Source organism: Aridibaculum aurantiacum (genome assembly GCF_017355875.1).
Lineage (GTDB): Bacteria > Bacteroidota > Bacteroidia > Chitinophagales > Chitinophagaceae > Segetibacter > Segetibacter aurantiacus.
The window spans coordinates 563,578-583,934 of sequence record NZ_JAFEWC010000002.1 but is presented as its reverse complement, the minus strand read 5'-3'; the positions used below and the strand labels follow the sequence as shown (position 1 = coordinate 583,934).

Here is a 20,357-nt window from a genome sequence, read left to right as displayed (position 1 = left end):
CACTGACTATTAATTCTCAAGTAAATTGAAATTAACGTCTTTGTGTTCTGTTTTAATTTTATTTACGCTTGCTTACCTGTGTAAATGACCATCACTAATCATCTACGCTGTTACTTCCATTCTTTCAAAGAACTTGACATTTACAAACTACCTGCGCAGCTGCAAACCTCTGTAAGTGATAAGGTTATGAACCTTTAGACCCTCTCGCTGTCTCACTTTTTATAACCGTCTTAAGAGCTTTTTGTACCCCGTTTTTCAATTGGGAGTGCAAAGATAAGAGCTTTTCTGAAACTACCAAAAAAGATTTAGAAGTTTTTGAGCCAACCTGCTGTTTCACTAGAACTATTACTTCGTTAGAAGCGGCTGCAAAGGTAAGATGGAGAACCCTTACCAGCAACATTTCTGAAAGAAGAAGTAGCCAAAAATTTGTGAAGAAACTAGAGCAAATCAACAGTGAAAATCTTTCGAAGAACTGCAGTTTTTTGAATTGGGTTGCAGATATAGACGTTCTTGTTAATGCAAATCATTATTCAAAAAATTGAAACATTGATTTTCTATCCCAGAAAAGGATACTCAACTTTAACCAAAAAAAGACCATGTGCAGGTGTAGCGAAATTAGCTTTGGTGCAGTCTTTAGCTAGGATAACCCCTTCAAAATCTGAAAGAGATAATTTATTCCTTCCTACAAGTAGCATTGTACCTACCAATCCTCTAACCATGCCCCTTAAAAATCTATTTGCCTGAACATTGTACACCAGGCAATCATTCTCCATCTGCCATATACTCTTTTTGATAGTACACTCGTGGGTGAAAACCTGGCTATTACGTTTGGCAAAAGATGTAAAATCTGAATGCTTCCTCAATATATCTGCAGCAGCAGCCAGCAATTCAATATCTATTGTATATGGGTAGTACCACCCACGATCAGCTAAAAATGGGCTCTTCCGGCTGTATAAGAAGTATTTGTACTCCCGACTGATAGCATCAAATCTACAGTGGGCATCTGGAGAGACTTGTTTGATTGCATTGATAGCAATATCGCCTGGAAGAATAGCATTAAGGTTATAAATAGCGTGGGGATGTATCTCCTTTTCTATGTCGAAGTGAAAGAAGTTTTGAAGGGCATGCACACCAGCATCTGTACGGGAGGAGCCTGTAAGAGAGACCTTTTGCTGTAAATAAATTGCCAGCGCCTTTTCTACTTCAGCCTGAACTGTATTAGCATTATTCTGTACCTGGAATCCAGCGTAATTGGTTCCTTTATAAGCAATCTCAATAAAATACCTCATCCGCTTAACGCATAAGTGATTTGAAACGTTCAGCAAATGTAGGATCTATAAATTCCTTTACGAGGTCAGCATATTCATGTGGGTCGGAAACAGAATTGATGGATGACTGGAAGAAGTTGTACCTGCCTTCATCACTTAAGAACAAGGAAGAAAGAGCCCGCACTTGTGCTGTAGTTACACATTTGTTCTTGTATAATTTCCTTGCTTCCTTCATCATGTCTTCATCAGTAGTCTCTTGTGCCATTCTTCTCCTGAGTTTGGTATAATCTTCATCTGAAGCAATGGCTTTACAATGAGAATTAAAAACAGATGTATTGTTAGGCGCTGATACTTCATTAGTTGTTTCTCCTGATCTACCATCATGTGACGTAGCTCCAACATTCAAAAATTTATTATCTGCAGCGGGAGGAGAAACTTTTGAAGCCTGCACTTCCACTGCTGGCTTATTGCTGCTTTCATTTTTGGTAGCATGTTGCTGAACAGAAGTAAATACATCCTGTGATGGGATAACAACCTGTATTGTATCAGATGCAGAACCAGATCTATCCACAAAGGTAACGGAAACTCCTTCTGAACCTGCCTGTTCAGAAACTTTGGATATGTTAGTATTTGTAGTAGCTGTTTGTTTTCTTTTTTCTTCTTTAGCAACAGCTTTATCCACTGGATCAGCAGCTTTAACTAAACCAGGCTGTACTACAGGAGCAGCCTGTACCTGTTGACTTACAGCCTGCACAACCTGTTCTGTAGCTAGTTTGTCTTTTGCTACTGTAGGTTCTTTTCTCGCTTCGAAAGAAATAGGTGCTGCCTCTTCTCTTGCCGGTGCTTTAGCAACATCTGAAACTTTTGTTTCACCAGCCATAGAGACTGCGAACGACTGCAGGTTGAAAAGCCCCCACCCTTTTTCGCCGAAGTTTTTCAGAGAAAGGCCAACATCTTTTTTGTTGATGTTATATACAAACGACTGCTCAGGCACTTCACTCTTGGCAAAACCGACAGAAAACTTGTATTCGCCATCAGCAAGCTTGGGAATGATAACATAACCAGAGGCTGAAGAACTATAGATCTTGTTGTTTATTGAAACGTAAAATGGCTGCCGGTTTTCAGACTGTATGAAAAGAAATCGCTTTTCTTGTGTGAAAGCTGAGGAAGTAGTAAGCAGCAATAATAAGTGTAGTAGGTATTTCATTTGGTAAATGAATAGAGTGATACAAAGGTAAATGATGAAAGGGTGCTTTGAACAGCTACGCTACAGCAGCTAAAGCAAAAACAATGCTTGATTTTGAAGTGGCATGATCACACATTGGATAACGCTGGAAAAATAAATTACTGGCTGCGTTAGCAAACACTATAGCTAGATGCTTATGAACTAAAGTGGGTGTAAAAAAGAGGCTGCAAGCAGCCTCTTCAATCTATATGTCTTCAGAAGGGTCTGAAGAAAACCAGCCTACTGCTGAATAGAACTGTAATAGCTGAAGTGTGCGACGCAACGGTGGTGAAGAAAGAACTATAGCTGACAGCCAAAATATTTTCTTACTAAATCTTCTACCAGCTGCCACCTGCACCACCACCGCCAAAGCTACCTCCACCGAAACCACCGAAGCCGCCACCTGAACCTCCACCAAATCCACCGCCGCCAAAGCCTCCACCACCACGGCCGCCGCTTAACATACTGCCTATAAGCATACCTGTGGCGACATCGCCAAAGCCCCTGCGACTGGCCATGCCTCCGCCGCGTCCACCACCACCGCGGCCGCCCCGGCTAAACAACATGATCATTACAAGGAAAAAGATGATAGCTCCCAGGATAGACCCACCACCGCCAGAACCTCTGCCACGATTGCGATAACCTGCAGGTGCTTTATACTCGCCTGCTGCAGCTTTGATGATGGCATTGGTGCCAAGGTCAAGGCCGGTGAAATAATGATCCTGCCGGAAGTGAGGCAGAATAACATCTTCTATAATAGACTTAGCAGTGATATCAGGAATTGCTCCTTCAAGCCCGTAACCCGGTGCGATGAAGATCTGCCGATTGTTAGGCTCAGTAGAAATCAATACGATAACACCATTATTTTTTGCTGTACCCACACCCCATTCACGGCCAAGTTTGGTGGCATAATCAACCGGTGCATAATCGTTGAGTGTAGGAACAATGACAATAACAATTTGATTGCTCGTGCTATCGTCGTATGCGACCAGCTTACGCTCAAGCGTTTGTACCTGGTCTGGAGTAAGCGTAGTTTTTGTAAGATCGTTCACCAGCCTTTGGGGCACCGGCTTAGGCGGTACCTGCTGCGAAACAGCTACACCGGTAATACAAAACAGTACAAGTAAAATGGTTATTATCCGCTTCATCTACAATATGAATGCATCCCGCTAAGGTGGCGGGATGCAGTATGATTAGTGACCAAATATTATTTCATCAGGCAGCTCATTCTTATCTCCCTTATCGTCGTAAGGAAACTGCTCTTTTAGCGCCTGTCCTATATCTGTAACAATGGTGCAGATACCTTCCACCAAATGATCTTTCTTAATTTCAGAAATGATCTTCCGTACTTCTTCTTCCCAATATTGCTTTCCTAGCCGCTGGTAAATACCTTCATCAGCAAAAAGAGCTAATTGGTGATCGTCCATAGCCATATATAGAAGCACCGCATTGCGATCCTGCGTCTTTTCCATTTGCAGGTTGAAGAAGATTTCCTGCGCACGGTCGACCGCGTTTACGTACTCACACTTGCTTTCAATAAACACCCGCACCTCACCACTGGTGTTACGTTCAGCTTCTTTGATGGCTTCCACCATTAGCGCCTGTTGCTCTGGCGTAAAGAATTGCCGCTTTTTACCAAATGAAAAAATGCCCATGATTGATTTGTTGTTGTGAGTATTATGCCTCTTTCGGGAGAGGATACTTAGAACCTGCTTTTATGAGGCAAGTTACCTAGCGAATAAGGAAGAGGAAGAGTTGCCAATTAAGCTACTCTTCCTCGTAAGTATTTAGAACTGCACTTCAGGAGCACGCTCAGAACCAGCTTCAGCCTGGAATGGTGAACGTGGACGGAAGCCCATCATACCTGCAAAAATATTGGTAGGGAAACGGCGTACAGAAGTATTGTAAGTAGCCACTTCACGGTTGAAGTCGTTACGTGCAACTTTGATCCTGTTTTCTGTTCCTTCTAATTGTGTTTGTAAACCACGGAATGCCTGGTTAGCCTGCAACGTTGGATAATTTTCTGTTACCATCAACAATCTTCCTAAAGCCTGTGACAGTTGTCCCTGTGCCTGCTGAAACTGCTCCAGTCTTTCAGGAGTTAGATCATCAGGATTAACTGTTAGCTGAGTAGCACGCGCTCTTGCATTGATCACATTTTCCAATGTAGATTTTTCAAAGTTCGCTTCGCCTTGTACTGTTCTAACCAGGTTTGGTATCAGGTCGGAACGACGCTGGTATTCACTCTGAACGTTTGCCCATGAGTTTTTAACCTGTTCGTCCTGGCTTACCAGGCTGTTATAACTTCCACATCCGCAGCCACCCAAAATAAGTATAGCAGCCAGGATGATTATCAATGTTAGGTTTTTTGTTTTCATCTTCTTTTAAATTTCTTTTTCCAAATGTACGTGATAAACTAAATGTACTTCGGCTATGAAAATTTTATACCATGAAGACAGGAGGTGGTAAATGCATTATTAACAAGTAGTTGTAGAAAAAGCAAGACATAGAAGGCACCAGAACTGAGGCAGCAAAAGACGGTACTTTTTAGCACTGTTTCCCTTTGCCAAGCCTATTAAAGATAAACCCCCAGCTACTGCTGAGGGTTTACAAAAAGAGCATGCTTCACTTATTTGATTGCTGCAATACCAGGGAGTTCTTTTCCTTCAAAGTATTCCAACATAGCACCACCACCTGTACTTACATAGCTTACTTTATCAGCAAGTCCAAATTGGTTGACTGCTGCTACACTGTCGCCGCCACCAACAAGCGAGAACGCACCACGTGTAGTAGCTTCAACTACAAAATCAGCAATGGCTTTGGTGCCTGCTTTAAACTTTTCCATTTCAAACACACCCATTGGCCCATTCCACAGGATAGTCTTGCTTTCCAGTATTACCTGGCCAAAATCTTTGATAGCTTCTGAACCAATATCCAGTCCCATCCAGCCTTTTTCAATGTTGTCGTTGCTCAGTTCTTTTGTGTTTGCCTCTGCATCAAATTTATCTGCAACCACGCTGTCTTTAGGTAAATGGAATTCTACTCCTTTAGCCTTAGCTTTTTTCAATAGCTCGTTAGCAAGATCCAGTTTATCTTCTTCGCATAGGCTGCTGCCTATTTCTTTGCCTTGTGCTTTTAAAAAAGTATAAGCCATACCACCACCAATAATGATGTGGTTGGCCCGCTCCAGTAAGTTCTCAATGATCAAGATCTTATCGCTTACTTTGGCGCCACCTAATATGGCTGTAAATGGACGCTCACTACTGTGCAATACTTTGTCTGCACTTTCTACTTCATTTTCCATAACCAGTCCAAACAGTTTTTTATCTGCAGCAAAAAACTGAGCTATGATAGCTGTAGAAGCATGTGCGCGGTGTGCTGTACCAAAAGCATCGTTCACATATACATCGCCCAGCTTTGCCAGCTTTTGTGCAAACTCTTCATTTCCTTTTTCTTCCTCTTTGTAAAAACGAAGGTTCTCTAGCAGCAACACCTGCCCTGGCTGTAGTGCCTGTGATTTTTGAACAGCCTCTTCGCCTATGCAGTCGTTGGCAAATTGTACATCAGTAGAAAGTGCCTGCGAAAGGTGGCTCACCAGGTGACGCAATGAATATTTATCAGTGGGACCATCTTTAGGACGACCCAAGTGGCTCATTAGAATGACGCTACCACCGTCTTTCAAAATTTTTTGAATGGTAGGTATAGCTGCACGTATACGATTATCATCAGTGATCTGGAACTGGTCGTTCAGTGGAACATTGAAATCTACCCTAATAAGTGCTTTCTTCCCTGAAAAATTGTAGGATTGAAATTTGCTCATAATAATTGGTTTATAATACCTGCTATGCGTGTACCAACTGTATAGGAGATTTGATGCTTGTATTAGAGCATCAACATGTATAGCAGATGAAGATTAGTAAAAGAAAAAGCCGCAGTACATACCGCGGCCTTTGTTATGATCTGATGCTGGATGCTGATAAGAACCATGCAGTACAAGTGTGCGACGCAACGGATGCTGGCTCCTGTACTACCGTTGGTTTCATCATTATCCTTTCTTGTTTTGCAATTCGTTCATGTATTGAACCGTACGTACAAGCTGGCTTACATAGCTCATTTCGTTGTCGTACCAGGCCACTGTTCTTACCATTTGTTTATCGCCTGTGCCCATAACTCTTGTTTGTGTAGCATCGAATAATGAGCCGTAGCTAATGCCGATGATGTCGGTGCTTACCATTTCATCTTCGGTATATCCAAAGCTGTCGTTAGCAGCGGCTTTCATAGCAGCATTTACCTCTTCTACTGAAGTTTCTTTATTCAGTATTACATTCAGTTCAGTAAGTGAACCTGTGATAGTTGGAACACGCTGTGCACCACCATCCAGTTTTCCTTTTAGCTCTGGGATAACCAGTCCTATAGCTTTAGCTGCACCGGTGCTGTTTGGAACAATGTTCTGTGCTGCTGCACGTGCACGACGAAGATCACCTTTTGGATGCGGCGCATCAAGAGTGTTCTGGTCGTTGGTATATGCGTGAATGGTGGTCATTAAACCATTTACAATTCCAAAAGAATCGTTCAGCACTTTAGCCATTGGCGCAAGACAGTTGGTAGTACATGATGCACAAGAAATGATCTCTTCAGTACCATCCAGGATGTCGTGGTTCACGTTGAAAACAACAGTTTTCAGATCGCCTGTAGCAGGGGCACTGATAACAACACGCTTAGCTCCGGCTTTTAAGTGTGCTGCTGCTTTTTCTTTATCGGTAAAAAAGCCTGTGCTTTCTATCACCACGTCTACTTCGTGTTCGCCCCATGGAATTTGAGCAGGATCTTTCTGAGCGTAGATCTTAACTTCCTCTCCATTTACAATAATTGAAGTTTCTGTAGCAGTTACTTCACCATTGAAGCGGCCCTGTGCGCTATCATATTTTAGAAGGTGGGCAAGAACTTTAGGGCTGGTCAGGTCGTTGATTGCAACAACATCAATACCCTGCATATTATATATCTGGCGAAAAACCAGTCGTCCGATTCGTCCAAATCCATTAATGGCAACTTTTGTACTCATACAATGTTTGATTTTAAATTCATTATAAAAACGTTGCGAAATTACAAGTAAGGCTGCAAACTGGAATAAAATAATTCGCAGCTACCTGCATGATTGTCATCATAATTCGTGTGATAAGAAGCCTGAACATATAACTAAAATCATTCCGAAGAAAGCTATGTTGGCATTGTCTTTATTATCTATAGGTTAAGCCTGAGAAAAATATTTTTTCTTTTTTTCTAAAAAAGTTTTGGCGGTGAACATCTCTGCTCCTATTTTTGCCACCCGTTAGAACAAATGGAGCGTTGGTCAAGGGGTTAAGACGCCTCCCTTTCACGGAGGAATCACGGGTTCGATTCCCGTACGCTCTACGAAGTAAAGTCCTGGTTTTACCAGGACTTTTTCTTTTATAGCATTTGGTGCAAATAATAATGGTGAACAGGTTCTTCTCCCTATTCACCAACAATCTTCTTCACTACATCGCATTACTGGCTATCTACTACAGCTTCAATAACCTGCTGAATATGTTGCGGTACGTTAGATAAGATATCATATCCCGTTGCAGCCTCAATAGCATCTACTGATGTTCTATAGGTACGCCAGTTACTATTAATGCTGTTTATATTGGGTGTATTGATAGCTATCACTCTTGTAGAAGTTGTAACCCTTGAAAGGTCGTTTGAACCATTTGGCAACACCACCACTACTTTCCAAATCATAGAAGGAACGGTAACATTGCCATTGTCAATCGTTGTTCTTGTTCCATTACTTCCTGTACCACCAACACCATACGATCCCATAATGATATATAGCTCGTTGCCTTGCCTAACCAACGACCTGCTGTATTCTTCCAGGTTTGCCCATGTTGTTTGGTTGTTCTGCGGCGCCTGCGGAATAATATTGGTCATAAGGAAGGTAGAAGAATTGGCTTCGAAAGTAGATGTCCTGTCGCCGGAAGGAATATTGTGCCCCCTGTCGAAGCCACTACCAGAGTAGCTGACATCGGATACGTGGTACCAGGCAAATGGAATGGAAAAATCTGTCCGAAAATCATCCTGCCTTGAAATAGAACCAAGATCAGGCATATGAAGATGCCAACTTACCCAGTTAGGCGTGCCCCTATCTCTACTGTACGACATCATATAATAACCTTTATCCATCAGGTAATTATTTGGGTTGTTTACATCAGCTGTGGCACTACTGGGATTACCCATGAGCATGTGATGATCATCATGGTTTGTTGGTGGTAAAACCTGGTTAGTGATAACTACATCATCAATATTGATACTGTTGTTTCCGCCGGACACTTTCCTTATGGAAATACGAAAGGCAGCAGCCGCATTTACAAAGAAGGTATCGTTCTTCATTATTTGCGTAGCAGTAACTGTATTGCCTACCTGGTAGTAGCTTACACCATTATTCTCTGATACCCAAAGCTGCCATTCGCTATTGGCGTTATCGTAGTAGGTAGCGTTGGCAACCACCACCGCTTTTGCCCCATTACTTACGTCAAACTTCATAGCTATGCTACCGTTTCCTCTTATTCTTACCGATTGCGCACCTCTGAATTTATCCTGGCTGGATCGTGCGAGTAAGGCATCATCAAATAACCATATCCCTGAGGTAAGACTGATATATCCTTTTTGAAACTCAGGCTTTGTTCCTGCTTCAAAATTTTCCGTTACAGGTGCGGAGATATTGGCAGAAGTAGTATCTGCAGCAGGTGCAACAACATCTATAGATTTTTTACAAGCGGATGCAAAAGCAAACAGTAAAGAAATGGCTAGTAAACTGGCAGGAGCTTTCATAGGTTAACGTTGAAATAACGATAAAGGTATTGATCAGAAGCAGCCAAAATTAAATGCGCAAAATTCTAGTAAGCATTTAACTTTTGAAGTACGGCAACAATCGTTTTATACAACTGTTGCAGTTGGTGTATATCAGTGATGCCTTCTTCAATCTCAAGTCGCAGAATAAGTTCGTCCTCCCCTTCCTCGCTTATTGTAAAATTGAAATCTTGTAAGTCTTGTACTACTTCACGAACAGCGGCATCTGAAACCAGCGCTTTTACTTTTTCAGCATCATTTGTTTTTACAATCACCTTTTTATCAAAATCAGCAAAGCCAGTTTCTACATCTTCCATTCCAAGAAATTTACCTACTTCAGCCACTATACCTTGTTCATAAAAAGTAAAACGAAAAGGCTGCGGATTGATCTTTGCCAAAAGGGTTGTAACAGCATAGCCACCTTCAAAACCACCACCCGGATCGATCATGATCTTCAGTATAACAGAAAGTTCATGCTGCTTTATAACTGCTAAAAAATCGAAGCCTGCGGTTTCTATATCATCGGCTATTTGTTGCCAGGCCTGTTGTTCATTTACTTCTGCGAAATCGTATACTTGTTCCATAAGCTTCATGGTATAATTGTAGATAAAACTTTAAAACCCAAAACGGCATCATTTTGCAAAACGTATTCCTGCATAACTACATATTGCTGTTGTGTATGCCGGATCCGGTAATGCACTTTTAAATGACCTGCATGCTTTGAGAAACTGCTTTGAGAAAATTGAAGTCCTTCTTGTTTGAAAAATTGTTCTAGTTGCTTCACTGAATTATCGACTGTTGCAAGATCGAAAGCATATTCAATTTCTTCTTTTACTAAGATGTTGAACTCAAGCCTGGAGAGTATGATCAATGTGATCATTACAAGAAGCAACGTGGTAGCGGCAATCCAGTACTGACCAAACCCGAGGGCCATTCCAATAGCAGCTGCTACCCATATAGTGGCAGCCGTGGTTATTCCTCTTACATTCAATCCTTCTTTAAAAATAACACCAGCGCCTACAAAGCCCACACCAGTCACAACCTGGCTGGCAATACGATCAGGAGAATCTGTGAGTATGGTAAGATTGAGTAAGGCAAAAACTGAACTACCAACAGCAATTAATATGATAGTACGAAAGCCTGCTGGCTTGCTCCGGTATTCTCTTTCATAGCCGAGTAATCCACCAGCTACAAAAGCAGATAATATCCTTATAATATAATCCCATGGAATATCCATAGCATGTCCATTAGCTTAATTCCACTTCTTCATGCATAGAAGGTGTTACTATATTCTCAAACATTTTTCTCTTCAACCTTGCTGCCAACTCTTGCTGTGCACTGTACTCACCATGCACCAGGAAGATACCTTTCACTTTTTCCGGGTCCTGGCAACTTACAAATTTGCATAGATCATCGTTGTCGCCATGAGCACTCATGCTTTTCATTTGGCCAATCTCAGCCATTACTGTACATGGGTCGCCAAATATTTCTACTTCAGGATCACCTGCAAGAAGCTGTCCACCCAAAGAATATCGTTCGCAATAACCCACCATCAAAATGGTATTGTTAGCGTTGCCGATACAGCTGTTGATGTGATGCCGTACCCTGCCTGCATCAGCTGTACCCGATGCAGATATGATCACGCATGGCTCCTCGTAATCCACAAGCTGCTTACTCTCCTCAACCGTTTCTACGTATTTCAAGCCGGGAAAATCAAAAGGATCGTCATCTATAGTCAATACTTTTTGAAGCTTATCGTTGTATTCATCGGTATAGCTTTTTACCACCTTTGTAGCTTTTGAACTCAATGGACTATCTACAAAATAAAAAAGCTCGGGAAGTCTGTTTTCAATGCTAAGTTGGTTAAGCGCATATAACACTTCCTGTGTTCGTCCTACACTAAATGCAGGGATGATCAGTTTACCACCTTTTTGATGACAGGTTTTACGCACCCAATCTCGAAGAGTATCAACGGTATTAAAAACCATATCGTGCGCCTTATCACCGTAGGTACTTTCTAAGATGATATAATCGCTCTGCTCAAAATCTGCAGGAGATTTCAGCAACATACTGTTGTACCGTCCAACATCTCCACTAAATGTTACGGTTTTGGTTTTGCCATTTTCTTTTACGCGTAAATGAATAGCAGCGCTACCAATAAGATGACCTGTATGAGTGAATCTTACTTCTACATCATCGTCTACTTTAAACCACTGTTCGTATTCCTGCACTTCAAATCTTTCAACAGCCTGCTGTACATGCTCGGAAGAATATAAGGGCTCGTAAGGTGGAAGATTTTTAGCCGCCCTCTTTTTGTTGATGTAGTCTATCTCATATGTTTGGATCTCTGCGCTGTCATACATCAAAATCTCTGCAAGATCTTTGGTAGCTGGGGTAGAATAGATTTTACCGTTGAAACCATCTTTCACCAATTTCGGGATCAAGCCAGTATGATCGATGTGTGCATGCGTTACAATAAGAACATCAATACTTGAGGGTTCAAACCCAAAGTCGTTGTTGAGGTCATCTGTCTTAGAACCCATGCCTTGAAACAGCCCGCAATCAATCAAAATTTTCTTGCCGTTATCGAGCGTAAGTAAATGTTTAGAACCTGTTACTGTGCGTGCTGCACCATGAAATGATAGCTTCATATTTTCCCTGTTGTGGGTGGTGAGTTCTGAGAAGGAAGAATGGCTTTTTGATATAACTCTGTTGCCACAGCATTGCATTGCTTTTACACTTCTGCTACAAACTCACTACATTTTATGCAAGCTCAAATACAGAATTCATACCCGGAACTTCTACCTGCCAACCCTTTCGCGTAAGTCGCTGAGCAAAATCCAGTTGTACATGATATTCCCCATGTACAAGGAAAAGCTTTTTCACCTTTTGCCTGTCCTGGCAGTCAAGGAACATCACCAGGTCGTCGTAATCTGCATGTGCACTCATGCTACGCATCTTGCCAACCTCGGCTTCTACATTGTATTCTTCACCATAAATATTCACGCGCTTTACACCGTTTGCAAGCTTTCCGCCGAGGGAATATGGCGATGCATAACCCACCATCAGGATGGTATTTTTAGCCTCAGAAATATTGTTTCGGATATGATGTTTAACCCTGCCTGCATCAGCCATACCACTGGAACTAATGATCACACATGGCTGATCAGTATCGTTGATCGCTTTACTCTCATCAACTGATTTGATATACTTCAATCCTTTAAAAGCAAAAACATCTTCATCGTGCATCAGCACATCCCGCAGTTGTTTATTAAAATTTTCAGGGTGACTACGCACTACTTCAGTTGCTTCCAAACTCAGAGGACTATCCACATAATATGTTACTGCAGGCAGTCGCTTTTCATTCTCTAATTGGTTGAGTGCAATCAGCAGTTCCTGTGTTCTACCCACACTAAACGCTGGTATGATGAGTTTACCTTTTTTGTGAATGCATGTCTTTTCAATCCAACCATGAAGCGTATCAGTAGTACCATGCACGTCATCATGCAGCTTGTTGCCATAGGTGCTTTCGCAAATGATATAATCTGCTTGCGGAAATACTTCAGGTGCTTTTAAAATAGCATCATTATATCTTCCCACATCTCCACTGAAAGTGATGGCTGTCGCTTTATCTCCTTCCTTTATTCTTAGACTTACAGCAGCACTTCCTATGATGTGTCCTGCATCTGTAAACAAAACTTCTACACCTTCATCTATTGTAAACCACTGCCCGTATGACTGCACATTAAACAGCTCCATCGCCTGTGCAACATGCGAAAGATCAAACATTGGTTCAAACAGTGGCAGTCCTTTTTTCTTTCGTTTCCGGTTAATGAATTTCGTATCGTCACGTTGTATGGTAGCACTATCTTCCAGCAGTATACCGGCAAGATCGCGTGTAGCTGATGTACAATGAATGGCACCATTGAAACCTTCCTTTACCAGCTTTGGAATAAGTCCTGAATGATCTATATGCGCATGCGAAAGAATAAGATGTTTTACTTCAGCTGGATCAAATCCAACATCATTATTTAGCTTATCCGTTAGCTGGCCCATACCCTGGAACATACCGCAGTCGAGCAAGATCTTCTTGCCGCTGTCAAGTGTAAGCAGGTGCTTTGAACCTGTAACCGTTTGTGCCGCTCCGTGAAATGATAGTTTCATATCCTGGTATTTTATATTGTTGCTTTAGCTCTTTTTGCTTCTTGCTTTGAAACTCCATGTAAAAACAAATGATGCCACCACTTCGCCAGCTTCATTCAAACCTTCTGTTTTGCACGAACAGTTAGTAGCTACACCGGTAGCAACTGCATTTTCAATAGCAGCATTCAGTGCTTCACCATCCTTGCATGTAAATACTATTTTACCCACAGCTTTTTTATAAAACTCTCCTTCTGTTTTCACCAGCAACATACTTACCGATGGATTGCGTTTGTACAAATAACCCATAGCTAAAACACCAGTACTCACTTCGCCTGCCATACTTAAAACTGCAAAATACATTGACCTGAAAGGGTTCGTATTGAACCAACCATAACGCACACTGATTGCAGCATCCTGCTCGTTTATACGAACCAAGCGTAGTCCACAAAAAAAGGCTACCGGCAATTTTGTAAGCAGGAATATTCGAAAGCTGGTTTGATTGGCCAGCAGCTTTTTAAACAGGTGAAAATGGTGCATGATCTCGTTTGTTACCCAATCTACATCTTCTACAATTAATGTCTTCTTAACAAGTTGCTGTTTGTATTTCTCGCTGCCATTTCACTAACTTCCTCCACAAATTAATTGCACTTCAATCCCCAAAACTACATGCAACGCCATCCTGCTTCACCGCTGTTCATTAGCGGCATGTTACTTCTATTTATCACCCTCATTTCTTCTTGTAACAACAAAAAAGAAATTGCACAAGTCGATCCAGAGTTCAGCAAATACATTGAAGCATATACTTCAGGTGTTGTTTCAAAAAAGAACAGCATCCGCATTCAATTAACATCCGACGTTTCTACCACACATGCTGTAAATGAAACAATCAAAGAGGAGTTGTTTGATTTTTCTCCTGCGGTAAAAGGAAAAGCCTATTGGACCGATGAAAGAACCATAGAGTTCAAACCTGATAATGACATGAAGCCGGGAGAACTGTACGAGGTTTCTTTTAAACTTTCGAAAGTGAGGAAGGTGCCGGAGAAATTTAAAAATTTCAAGTTCAATGTGCAGGTCATTAAGCCTTCATTTACTGTAATTGAAAATGGCCTACGAGCATTAAATGGATATAAGGATGCAATGATTTTAAGCGGAACATTGCAAACTGCTGATGTAGAAGAAAGCAGTAAAATAGCAAGCTTATTGAAAGTATCGCAGCAAGGCGCATCGCCAACAATCAAGTGGCAACACAATGAAGCAAACAAAACTCACAACTTTACCATAGAAGGCATCAAACGACAGAATGCCGCCTCTACTTTGCTACTACAATGGGATGGCAAGCCTTTGAACATCGACCAAAAAGATCAACTTGAAATAGCAGTGCCTGCCATTGGTGATTTCAAAGTTTTGAATGTACGTGCGGTGCAGGAAGCAGAAGAATATGTACTGGTACAGTTCAGCGATCCTATTGCTACCAACCAACAACTGGAAGGACTGATAGCAGTGAGCGAACAGGAGGACATGAGCTTTACCATCAACGGTAGCGAAGTGAAAGCATATTCTTCTACGCAATTAGATGGCAACTACAAAGTGAATATCAACAGCGGCATCACCAACCTTTGGGGCAACAGGCTGGAGAAAGCTTTTACAGCTAATATCTTTTTTGAAAATCGTTTACCTGTAGTAAAGATCCACGGACGCGGCACCATCCTTCCTGCAAGTGATGGCAAACTGGTGCTTCCTTTTGAAGCAACCAACCTGAAAGCAATTGATGTTAGCATCATCAAAATCCACGAGAACAACGTGAGCCAATTCCTGCAACTAAACGACCTGAAAGGAGAAAGTGAAATAAGACGAGTAGGAAAGCCTTTGGCAAAAGCAACCATTAAACTTGATAATGATCCTTCGCTCAACCTGCATAAGAAGAATAGGTTCTCGCTTGACATTGACAAATATATAAGGGCCGAACCAGGTGCCATCTATAGGGTACATATAGGTTTTAGACCAGAATATTCTTTGTATACCTGCGCACAAACAGCAGAAGCAAAAGATGAAGAGGATGAAGAATACTACAATGAATGGAGCGATGAAGGAAGTGATAATGGTGTAGATGAGGACGATGAATTTTGGGAATCTTATGATTCCTACTACCCGTATGGCTACAACTGGAGTCAAAGAGATAATCCATGCAGCAGGTCGTACTTCAACAAAGAGCGCTTTGCCAGCAGGAATATTATAGCGACCAATATTGGTTTATCTGCAAGAAAAGGTAATGACAACAACCTGCTTGTTGCAGCTACCAACATCATTTCTACCGAACCAATGGCTGGTGTAGAAGTAGAAGTGATGGATTACCAGCGACAGGTAATTGCCAAAGGAAAAACGAGTAGCGATGGTATAGCTACCATTGAGGTTAAACGAAAACCATTTTTGCTGGTGGCAAAAAATGGCAATGAAAAAAGTTATCTGAAACTGGATGATGGAAGTGCTTTACCACTCAGCCGTTTTGATGTAAGCGGAGCAGAAGTTAAGAACGGCATAAAAGGTTTCATCTTTGGAGAGCGTGGTGTATGGCGCCTTGGCGACAGCCTTTATCTCAGCTGCATTATTGAAGACAAAGAGCGCAAGCTGCCAAAGGATCATCCAATCGAAATGGAACTGTATGCACCATCAGGACAGCTGTATAAGAAGATGGTACAGGTAAATGCTGAAGATGGCTTCAACATTTTTAGAACTGCTACAGATGCAGGCGCACCTACAGGCAATTGGAATTGTAAAGTGAAACTAGGAGGAGCGCATTTTGAGAAGAAAATAAAGATCGAGACGGTGATGCCAAACAGGCTTAAGATCGATCTTGACTTTGGAGCCAATCCTCAATTAGGTGCTGATGCTACACCCGGTAAACTTGCTGCCCGTTGGTTGTTTGGCGCTACAGCAAAAAGTTTAAAAGCGCGTGTAGATGTTGCGCTGTACAGGTCTACTACTACTTTTCCGAAATATGAAGGATACACTTTTGATAATCCCACAGCCGATTTTGAACCACAGTCGAAAACAATCTTTGACGGTGCATTAAGTGAAACAGGGACTGCCGACATCAAGCCAAACTTCACCATCAATACAGAAGCGCCGGGAGTGCTGAAAGCAAACCTGCTGGTAAAAGTATTTGAGCCCGGCGGCAATTTCAGCATCGACAATGTCAGCTATCCTTACCACGCCTACAGCAGCTATGTAGGAGTAAAAGTTCCAGAAGGCGCTAAGCCATGGGGCTACCTGGAAGCAGGCAAAACGCACCGGCTGGAGGTTGCGCATGTAGATGTAAATGGCAAGGCCAAAACCGGCAACAGCACATTGCAGGTAGAACTTTACAAGGTCCAATGGCGCTGGTGGTGGGATAACAGCAGCGACAACCTTAGCAACTTTAGCCAGGATGAGTACAACAAGCTCATAAAGAAAGAAACCATTACCATAGCTAATGGCAAAGGCAGTTACCCGCTTAAGATCAACAGCGAAAATTGGGGCAGGTACCTGGTGCTTATTCGCGATGGTGAAACCGGCCATGTAACTGGAAAAACTTTCTATGTAGATGACCCTTATTGGCAGGCTCGTGATAACAAAGATGATCCTACTGCGGCTTCTATGTTATCCTTCACTTCAGATAAATTGAAATACAATGCCGGCGAAGAAGTAAAGCTGAGCATCCCTTCATCGAAAGGTGGCAGAGCATTCATTAGCATTGAGAATGGCAGCAAGGTCATCAAAACCTACTGGACCGAAACACAGCAAGGGCAAACTACTTTCAGCTTTAAAGCAGAAAAGGAGATGACGCCAAACGTGTATGTAAACGTTTCGCTGATACAGCCACATGCACAAACCATCAACGACCTGCCTATCCGCATGTATGGTGTAATACCAGTAATGGTAGAAGACAAGAACACCATTTTGAAACCTGTAATAAAAATGGCTGATGCGGTAAGACCGGAGCAGCCGAACAACATCACCATAAGTGAAGCCAGCGGTAAACCGATGACCTATGTGATAGCCATTGTGGACGAAGGGCTACTAGACCTTACGCGCTATAAAACTCCGGACCCGCACAAAGCTTTTTATACCAAAGAAGCACTGGGTGTAAAAACATGGGACCTGTACGACTATGTAATAGGCGCATGGGCCGGTGGACTCGAAAGAATTCTGACCATTGGTGGTGATAACGAAGGAGATGGACCGGGTAATAAAAAAGCCAATCGCTTTCCTCCTGTAGTCAAGTTCATGGGGCCTTTCAAATCTAACGGTGGCAGCAAGACACATTCATTTGTTTTACCACCTTATATGGGTAGTGTAAGGGCTATGGTAATAGCTGCAGGCAATGGTGCTTATGGCGCTGCAGAAAAAGCGGTTGCCGTAAAGAAACCACTCATGCTGCTGGGCACTACCCCTCGTGTGCTTGGTCCTACTGAACAGGTGCGCATCCCGCTCACTGTGTTTGCTACCGAAAACAACATCCGTAATGTTTCGCTGAGCCTGCAGACCAATCAACTGCTTCAGGCAGAAAATAGCACTCAAAACATCAGCTTCTCTGCTACCGGCGAACAGCAGGTATACTTCAATGCACGTGTGCGGTCAGCAACAGGTGTAGGTAAAATAAAATTTATTGCTACCAGTGGTAATGAAAGAGCAGAATATGAAGTAGAGTTGGATGTACGAAATCCCAATCCGCCCATTACCACTGTGCAGGAACATACATTGAATGGCGGTCAGGGCTTCAACACTGCTATTGCTGCCATAGGTACAGGTGGAAATAAAGCTGTGGTAGAGATATCATCTATTCCTGCTATGAACCTTGAGAAGCGACTGCAGTACCTCATCACCTATCCGCATGGTTGTATAGAACAGGTAACCTCTTCTGCATTTCCACAGCTGGTGCTCAACCAAATGGTGGAGCTAAACAATCAACAGCAGGCACAGGTGCAGGGCAACATCAGGCGCGCTGTTGAACGCATCAAAAACTTCCAATCTACTGATGGTGGATTTAGTTATTGGCCAGGAAATCGAACTGCAGATGAATGGGGAACGAACTATGCTGGTCACTTCTTGTTAGAAGCATCTGATCGAGGCTATAATATTCCATCTTCATTGCTTCAGCAGTGGAGAGGCTACCAGCGCACCAAAGCCAATACATGGAACCAGACATCGCCGGTGTACTATGGTGGCGACCTGGTGCAGGCTTACAGGCTTTACCTGCTGGCATTAGCAAAGGCTCCAGAATTAGGTGCGATGAACAGGCTGAAAGAATACAAGTTCATTACTCCGGAAGCTAAATGGCGATTGGCAGCTGCTTATCACCTGGCAGGACAAACACAGGTAGCGCTACAACTCATCAGTGGCTTGCCTACTAATTTCTCGCAACGCGCTGCTCCCGGTATTACCTATGGAAGCAACCTGCGCGACCAGGCAATGGTGCTTGAGACTTTGACCATTATGGGTAGAAGAGCCGAAGCAGAGCGACTGGCAAGAGCAGTAGCGCAGCAACTGTCTAAAGAAAACTGGTACAGCACACAAACAACTGCTTATGCACTGATAGCGGTTGGTAAGTTCTGCGGCAAGAACCCAAACGGCAACCGCGTAACCATCACTGGCAATGTAGCAGGCAACAATGTCAACCTCAACAGCACTTCTCCTGTTGCGCAGCTACCTGTTAGCTTTAGCAATGGCAAGGCGAACATCAATCTTACCAACAAGGGAAGCAATGTGCTGTATGTGCGGATCATCAACCAGGGCCAGCCTGTAGCAGGCGATACCATGCAGGTGAGCAGGCAATCAGCTTACCTGGCTACCAATGTATCATTTACTACTACGTCAGGTGCTCCTATAGATCCTTCATCCATCACGCAAGGCACTGATTTCATTGCTAAGGTTACGGTAAAAAATACAGGGCAAAGAGGCACATATAACGAGATGGCGCTGTCGCAGGTATTCCCCAGCGGTTGGGAGATATTGAACACGCGCATGTACAGTGCGGAGGGCGCCTTTAAATCCTCTCCTGCTGAATACATGGATATACGCGACGATCGGGTGTATCACTATTTCGATATCAGGCAGAATGAAACGCTGACATATTATGTGCAACTAACTGCTGCATATCCCGGGCGCTACTACTGGCCGGGTGTGTATTGCGAGGCCATGTACGACAACAGCATTAGTGCGGGAGTGAATGGCAAGTGGGTGGAGGTGAAATAGGTGACTTGGAAGTTGTCTTAAAATTTGAATTTTTTAGGATCCCTTCTTCCGTCCCAACAAACAAGGACTTCAATAATTTGCTCCCTTTGTTTGTATCTATAAACCAGTAATACTTTCTTCAGAACAACTGTAACATGAACATTAGGAAACCGAGCAGATTGTCGGTACATCATAGGGTTCGACTGCGCAAGTTTCAATTTAGCTTCTACTGCATGGAAAAATCTATGAGCTTCTTTCTCGGAAAAATTCAGAAGCAGGTATTCAAGTATATCTTGAAAGCTTCTAGTACCATCAACAGTCCAAACTACTTTGACCGCCATTGTCTGAACTTATTCATTACCTCTTCGTGGGGTATTACCTGGCCATTATCGGCTTGTTCTATACCACGCCGGATAGCTTCTTCAAATTCTGGTGAAATGTTTTCAAGTAGATCGTTTCCGTCTAGCATGTCATATATCATATTGACTGTTTGTTCATCTGCAGCGTCTATGTGCTCTTTTATAAATTCTTTCTTTTCAGCTACATTTTCTTTCTCTTTCATACCATCACGTTTTTTCAAATTTAAAAAATAAACTACCTGTTGCCCAACATCTGGATGATTATAACAAAAAGAACCTCTAGCC

16 protein-coding genes and 1 tRNA gene are annotated in these 20,357 nt (G+C 42.6%); 2 read left to right on the top strand and 15 right to left on the bottom strand.

Features of this window, described 5'->3' with window-relative positions; translation table 11 throughout:
* Positions 1-554 precede the first annotated feature (554 nt).
* From truA to gap, 7 genes are all read right to left on the bottom strand, one after another.
* The gene (gene truA, locus J4N22_RS13870) at positions 555-1,289 is read right to left on the bottom strand and encodes a tRNA pseudouridine(38-40) synthase TruA (RefSeq protein WP_207495512.1); all 735 of its coding nucleotides are present in this window, start codon (positions 1,287-1,289) and stop codon (positions 555-557) included.
* 4 nt (positions 1,290-1,293) lie between these two features.
* On the bottom strand, positions 1,294-2,475 hold the full coding sequence (locus J4N22_RS13865; RefSeq protein WP_207495511.1) for a DUF4476 domain-containing protein: 1,182 nt from the start codon (positions 2,473-2,475) through the stop codon (positions 1,294-1,296).
* 356 nt (positions 2,476-2,831) lie between these two features.
* Positions 2,832-3,641 carry a TPM domain-containing protein gene (locus J4N22_RS20110; protein WP_207495510.1) on the bottom strand — a complete coding sequence of 270 codons (810 nt, stop codon included), beginning with the start codon at positions 3,639-3,641 and terminating at the stop codon, positions 2,832-2,834.
* A gap of 45 nt (positions 3,642-3,686) precedes the next feature.
* Entirely contained in the window at positions 3,687-4,148 is a 462-nt protein-coding gene (locus tag J4N22_RS13855; RefSeq protein ID WP_207495509.1) for a TPM domain-containing protein, read from the bottom strand.
* A gap of 132 nt (positions 4,149-4,280) precedes the next feature.
* Complete coding sequence (locus J4N22_RS13850) at positions 4,281-4,871, bottom strand: LemA family protein (RefSeq protein ID WP_207495508.1); 591 nt, start codon at positions 4,869-4,871, stop codon at positions 4,281-4,283.
* A 251-nt stretch (positions 4,872-5,122) separates the two neighbouring features.
* On the bottom strand, positions 5,123-6,313 hold the full coding sequence (locus J4N22_RS13845; RefSeq protein WP_207495507.1) for a phosphoglycerate kinase: 1,191 nt from the start codon (positions 6,311-6,313) through the stop codon (positions 5,123-5,125).
* 225 nt (positions 6,314-6,538) lie between these two features.
* The gene (gene gap, locus J4N22_RS13840) at positions 6,539-7,555 is read right to left on the bottom strand and encodes a type I glyceraldehyde-3-phosphate dehydrogenase (RefSeq protein WP_207495506.1); all 1,017 of its coding nucleotides are present in this window, start codon (positions 7,553-7,555) and stop codon (positions 6,539-6,541) included.
* Between the two features lie 278 nt (positions 7,556-7,833).
* Here gap and J4N22_RS13835 point away from each other — a divergent pair.
* Positions 7,834-7,905, top strand: a tRNA-Glu gene (locus J4N22_RS13835).
* A gap of 114 nt (positions 7,906-8,019) precedes the next feature.
* On the opposite strand, the gene J4N22_RS13830 is transcribed toward J4N22_RS13835, so the two are convergent.
* The 6 genes from J4N22_RS13830 to J4N22_RS13805 all read right to left on the bottom strand — a co-directional run bounded on the left by J4N22_RS13830 (position 8,020) and on the right by J4N22_RS13805 (position 14,040).
* Positions 8,020-9,342 (bottom strand): DNA/RNA non-specific endonuclease, encoded by a 1,323-nt coding sequence (locus J4N22_RS13830; RefSeq protein WP_207495504.1) that lies wholly within the window; start codon positions 9,340-9,342, stop codon positions 8,020-8,022.
* Positions 9,343-9,407: 65 nt separating this feature from the next.
* A complete protein-coding gene (locus tag J4N22_RS13825; RefSeq protein ID WP_207495503.1) occupies positions 9,408-9,944 on the bottom strand; it encodes a hypothetical protein in 537 nt (178 codons plus the stop codon).
* 5 nt (positions 9,945-9,949) lie between these two features.
* Positions 9,950-10,597 carry an MgtC/SapB family protein gene (locus tag J4N22_RS13820; RefSeq protein WP_207495501.1) on the bottom strand — a complete coding sequence of 216 codons (648 nt, stop codon included), beginning with the start codon at positions 10,595-10,597 and terminating at the stop codon, positions 9,950-9,952.
* A 10-nt stretch (positions 10,598-10,607) separates the two neighbouring features.
* Positions 10,608-12,011: an MBL fold metallo-hydrolase gene (locus J4N22_RS13815; protein WP_207495499.1), complete on the bottom strand. Its 1,404-nt coding sequence runs from the start codon at positions 12,009-12,011 to the stop codon at positions 10,608-10,610.
* A gap of 112 nt (positions 12,012-12,123) precedes the next feature.
* The gene (locus J4N22_RS13810; RefSeq protein WP_207495498.1) at positions 12,124-13,524 is read right to left on the bottom strand and encodes an MBL fold metallo-hydrolase RNA specificity domain-containing protein; all 1,401 of its coding nucleotides are present in this window, start codon (positions 13,522-13,524) and stop codon (positions 12,124-12,126) included.
* Positions 13,525-13,548: 24 nt separating this feature from the next.
* Positions 13,549-14,040 carry a thioesterase gene (locus J4N22_RS13805; protein WP_207495496.1) on the bottom strand — a complete coding sequence of 164 codons (492 nt, stop codon included), beginning with the start codon at positions 14,038-14,040 and terminating at the stop codon, positions 13,549-13,551.
* 129 nt (positions 14,041-14,169) lie between these two features.
* On the opposite strand from J4N22_RS13805, the gene J4N22_RS13800 reads away from it, so the two are divergent.
* Positions 14,170-19,734, top strand: a complete 5,565-nt coding sequence (locus J4N22_RS13800) for an alpha-2-macroglobulin family protein (protein ID WP_207495494.1) — start codon at positions 14,170-14,172, stop codon at positions 19,732-19,734.
* 17 nt (positions 19,735-19,751) lie between these two features.
* Here the strand turns inward: J4N22_RS13800 and J4N22_RS13795 are convergent, their stop codons facing one another.
* Together J4N22_RS13795 and J4N22_RS13790 are read right to left on the bottom strand one after the other, a co-directional pair.
* Positions 19,752-20,054: a type II toxin-antitoxin system RelE/ParE family toxin gene (locus J4N22_RS13795; protein ID WP_207495492.1), complete on the bottom strand. Its 303-nt coding sequence runs from the start codon at positions 20,052-20,054 to the stop codon at positions 19,752-19,754.
* On the bottom strand, positions 20,039-20,275 hold the full coding sequence (locus J4N22_RS13790) for a hypothetical protein (protein WP_207495491.1): 237 nt from the start codon (positions 20,273-20,275) through the stop codon (positions 20,039-20,041). The genes J4N22_RS13795 and J4N22_RS13790 overlap by 16 nt, the downstream gene beginning before the upstream one ends.
* Positions 20,276-20,357: the final 82 nt, after the last annotated feature.